The following is a 3,568-nucleotide window of genomic DNA, read 5'->3' on the forward strand; positions in this document are numbered from 1 at the left end:
TGGCCTGCTGGCCGACCTGCCGCGCAAGAACTGCTGGACCGTGGCCGAGCACGCAGGGCAAGCGCGGGCGTTCGGGACACAGCGCCTGCTCTACCAGGCCGTCTGGGACGAGGACGGTGCCCGCGACGCGGTGCGGGACTTCGCCGTACGCCACCTGGCCGCACCCGGTGCGGTGCTGGTCTTCGACGAGACCGGCCAGGAGAAGAAGGGCGAGGCCACCGCCGGAGTCGGACGGCAGTACACCGGCACCACGGGGCAGGTCAGCAACGCCGTCGTCGCGGTGTACTGCACCTACGCCAGCGCGCTGGGACACTGTCTGGTCGACGGCGACCTCTATGTCCAGGAACACTGGACAAAGGACCCCCAGCGGTGCGAACGCGCCGGATTGGGAAGGGACTTCACCTTCCGCACCAAGACCACCATCGCCCTGGAGCAGGCCAGGCGGGCCGTCACGGCCGGAGTCGCGGTGGACTGGGCGGCAGGCGATGAAGTCTATGGCCGCAGCGCGAAACTGCGCGGCTTCTTCGAGGAGCGCGCCATCGGCTATGTCTTCGCCGTCGGAGTCAACTTCGCCGTGCCCACCGGCATCGGTCCGATCCGCGCCGATGTCCTGGCAGCGAAGAAGGTCCCCAAGCGGGCCTGGAACCGGCTCTCGTGCGGACAGGGCGCCAAGGGGCCACGCGTCTACGACTGGGCCCTGGTCGCCACAGCCGGCCCTCGACACCATCTACTGGTCCGCCGCTCCCTCGCCGACCCCACTGACCTGGCCTTCTTCTACGCCTACGTACCACCTGGCCGGTCGATTGCACTGGCCGATCTCGTCAAGATCGCCGGGATCAGGTGGGCGGTCGAGGAGGACTTCGCCAACGGCAAGGACGCTGTCGGCCTCGACCACACACAGGCCCGCCGCTACCGCTCCTGGCGCCGGCACGTCGTGCTCGCGATGGCCGCCCTCGCCCTGCTCGCCGTGATCGCCAGCCTGGACCGGCGCACTCATCCCGACCCGGTCCTGCCCACCGACGAAGCCGCCGAACCGCCCGAGGACTTCGGTCAAATCGCCCTCACCGTCACCGAGGCCCGCCGCCTGTTCCAACTATTCACCGCTCTACTGCGGGACCTGCCCACCGCCGTCGCCACCCGCCGGATGACCTTCCACCCGCAATGGTCCACCTGGCGACGCCACCACCAGGCCCGCTCCCGCTGGCACCACTACAAGCGCCGCCTGGCCACCCATACCTGACCCCGCGCCTCGACCACCCGTCAGATCACGAAGTGCGACTGGAGTACAGGCCGAGGCGGACGCCGGTGAGCGTGACGACCGTCTCACCACCGCCGAGAGGGGGATGAGCTGAAGGAACTCCGCAAGGAGAACGCCGAGTTGAGGCGGGCCAACGAGATCCTGAAGGCCGCCTCGGTGTTTTTTGCGCAGGAGATCGACCGTCCCCGGACGAGGCCGAGCAGGTGGTCGACCACCTGCGCGACGAGGGCCTCGGGGTCGATCCCGTCTGCCGGGTGCTGGACCTGTCCCCGTCGACCTACTTCGCCCGCAAGTCCCGGTCGAAGTCTCCTCGCCGCCTGCGCGATGAGGAACTGAAACCGCTGGTCACGGCCGTGTGGGAGGACTCCGGCCGCACGCACGGCGCCCGCCGGATCACCCGCGCGCTGGTCCGCGCCGGCCACCAGGTGGCACGTTGCACGGTCGAGCGGCTGATGCGCGAGCTCGGCATCGAGGGCGTCATCCGCGGCCAGCGGCGCCGCACCACCATTCCGGAGCCGTCCGCCCCGCGCCCGCCGGACCTGGTCAACCGCCGCTTCACCGCCGAGCGCCCGAACCAGCTGTGGCTGGCCGACCTGACCTACATCCGCACCTGGTCGGGCTGGGTCTACGTCGCGTTCGTCCTGGACGCGTACTCCCGCCGGATCGTGGGCTGGCAGGCCGCCACCCACATGCGCACGGACCTGCCGCTGGACGCGCTGGAGATGGCGCTGTGGCGGCAGAGGATCAAGAAGGACGCCGAACTGATCCACCACAGCGACCGCGGGTCGCAATACGTGTCCATTCGGTATACGGAGCGTCTCGCTGAAGTCGGCGCCTCAGCGTCGGTCGGCTCCGTCGCGGACAGTTACGACAATGCGATGGCCGAGGCCCTGAACGGCACGTTCAAGGCCGAGTTGATCGAGCATCAGGGGCCATGGCGGGACTTCGACGAGGTCGAGCGGGCCGTCTTCCAGTGGGTCGCGTGGTACAACGGTGAACGGCTCCACTCCGCCCTCGGCTACCTCCCGCCCGACGAGTACGAACAGGCGTACTGGGTGCAACTGGAGCAAGCCCCGCAGGCCGCTTGACCACACGATCGCGGACTCCACGAAACTCGGGGCAGCTCACTCTCGTCGTGGCTGGCCCGCAACAGCATCCGCGCCACGTTCGCCGACGACCAGGCCAAGACACGCATGCTCGACCAGATCCGGACCACCGCGGAAACCATCACTGCAACCCTGCGGTCAGATGACTCCGCCACGAAGTCGCGGAGCGCCACGAAACACGAGATCTGACGACCCCCGTCGTCGGCCGGCCACAGGGCCGGCCCCGCCAGTTGCGGCGCGGCATCACCAGACGGTCGGGCCACCCCTGCCGGGCGGCCCGACCACCCTGCTCCTCGACGGCGTCCGGATTGCGGAGTGCGGGTGCTGCACAGGACCAAGTCCGCACTCTGGCAGCTGAGTTCGAGCCGCTCACTGATCCGCGCGGAGCCGGCGGAGTCCGCTACCGGCTCTCCCCCTGCTGGCTGTGGTGGTCTGCGTGATGACAGCCGCGGGCCATGACTCGGTCACCGCAGCGGCGCAGTGGTGCCGGCGGGCAACCCCAAAGGAGCCGGCTGCCTTCGGCCTGCCCTACCCGCTCCTCGGCCGTTACCGGGTGCCAAGCGAGCCCGGGCGGCCGGACGAGGCGATGCCGACCTGCGCGCGGACGGCAGACCGGCATAGCCCCTGCGATGGCCGGAGGTACGAGGCCCACAGCGGAGCGTCGACCCGGCATGCTCAGGCGTAGGTGTAACCGCCCGGCACAGTTGTCGTCCCGCTCGGGGTAGTCACCACGACAGGGACGTTGCCTGCGGCTGCGCCGGCCGGAATGACACCGAACAGCAGGGTCCCGGAGGGGTCGGTCCCCAGGACGGAGGCAGGGGTGCCGCCGACGGTGACGGTGGCTCCGGTCAAGTGGCTGCCGATGATGACGAACGGGGTGTTGCCGGCGACCGGGCCCGAGGCAGGGTTGATGCTGGCGGCAGTGGGGGGAGCGGGAGGAGTCGCGACGGCGTAGGTGTAGGGCACCGGGTTGCTCGTACCGCTGCTGGTGACCACGGTGACCGGTACGGTGCCGACGCTTTGAGCCGGGACCGCGACGGTGATGGTGATTCCCAGCATGTCGCCGGACAGGATGGTCAAGGTCATTGCGTGATGGGGATCTGTCCAGGTTGATCACGTGAGGCCGAGGATGGACAAAGGTCGGCGGTAGTCGCGGCCGGCGTTCCGGAGGGCAGCGGCGATGTTGGGCTCGCCGTTCTGGCGG

Annotated in this window: 3 protein-coding genes and 1 pseudogene; 3 read left to right on the plus strand and 1 reads right to left on the minus strand. The window is 69.5% G+C overall.

The features are described from left to right. The 3 genes and pseudogenes from AC13HU_RS34180 to AC13HU_RS34190 all read left to right on the plus strand — a co-directional run. A partial coding sequence (locus AC13HU_RS34180) for an IS701 family transposase (RefSeq protein ID WP_483045880.1) occupies window positions 1-1,240 on the plus strand: 1,240 nt, incomplete at its 5' end. Between the two features lie 221 nt (window positions 1,241-1,461). Further along, on the plus strand, window positions 1,462-2,346 hold the full coding sequence (locus AC13HU_RS34185) for an IS3 family transposase (RefSeq protein ID WP_483045881.1): 885 nt from the start codon (window positions 1,462-1,464) through the stop codon (window positions 2,344-2,346). Between the two features lie 276 nt (window positions 2,347-2,622). Then, a pseudogene (locus tag AC13HU_RS34190) lies at window positions 2,623-2,929 on the plus strand (transposase family protein); the annotation flags it as partial. 110 nt (window positions 2,930-3,039) lie between these two features. Here AC13HU_RS34190 and AC13HU_RS34195 read toward each other — a convergent pair. Further along, entirely contained in the window at window positions 3,040-3,450 is a 411-nt protein-coding gene (locus tag AC13HU_RS34195; RefSeq protein WP_483045882.1) for an IPT/TIG domain-containing protein, read from the minus strand. Window positions 3,451-3,568 lie beyond the last annotated feature (118 nt).

This window comes from Streptomyces sp. NH27, assembly GCF_056859195.1.

What these genes read in the sequence shown, in the direction of transcription:
- AC13HU_RS34195 (WP_483045882.1), bottom strand. Translation starts at nt 3,450, where the DNA reads ATGACCTTGACCATCCTGTCCGGCGACATGCTGGGAATCACCATCACC.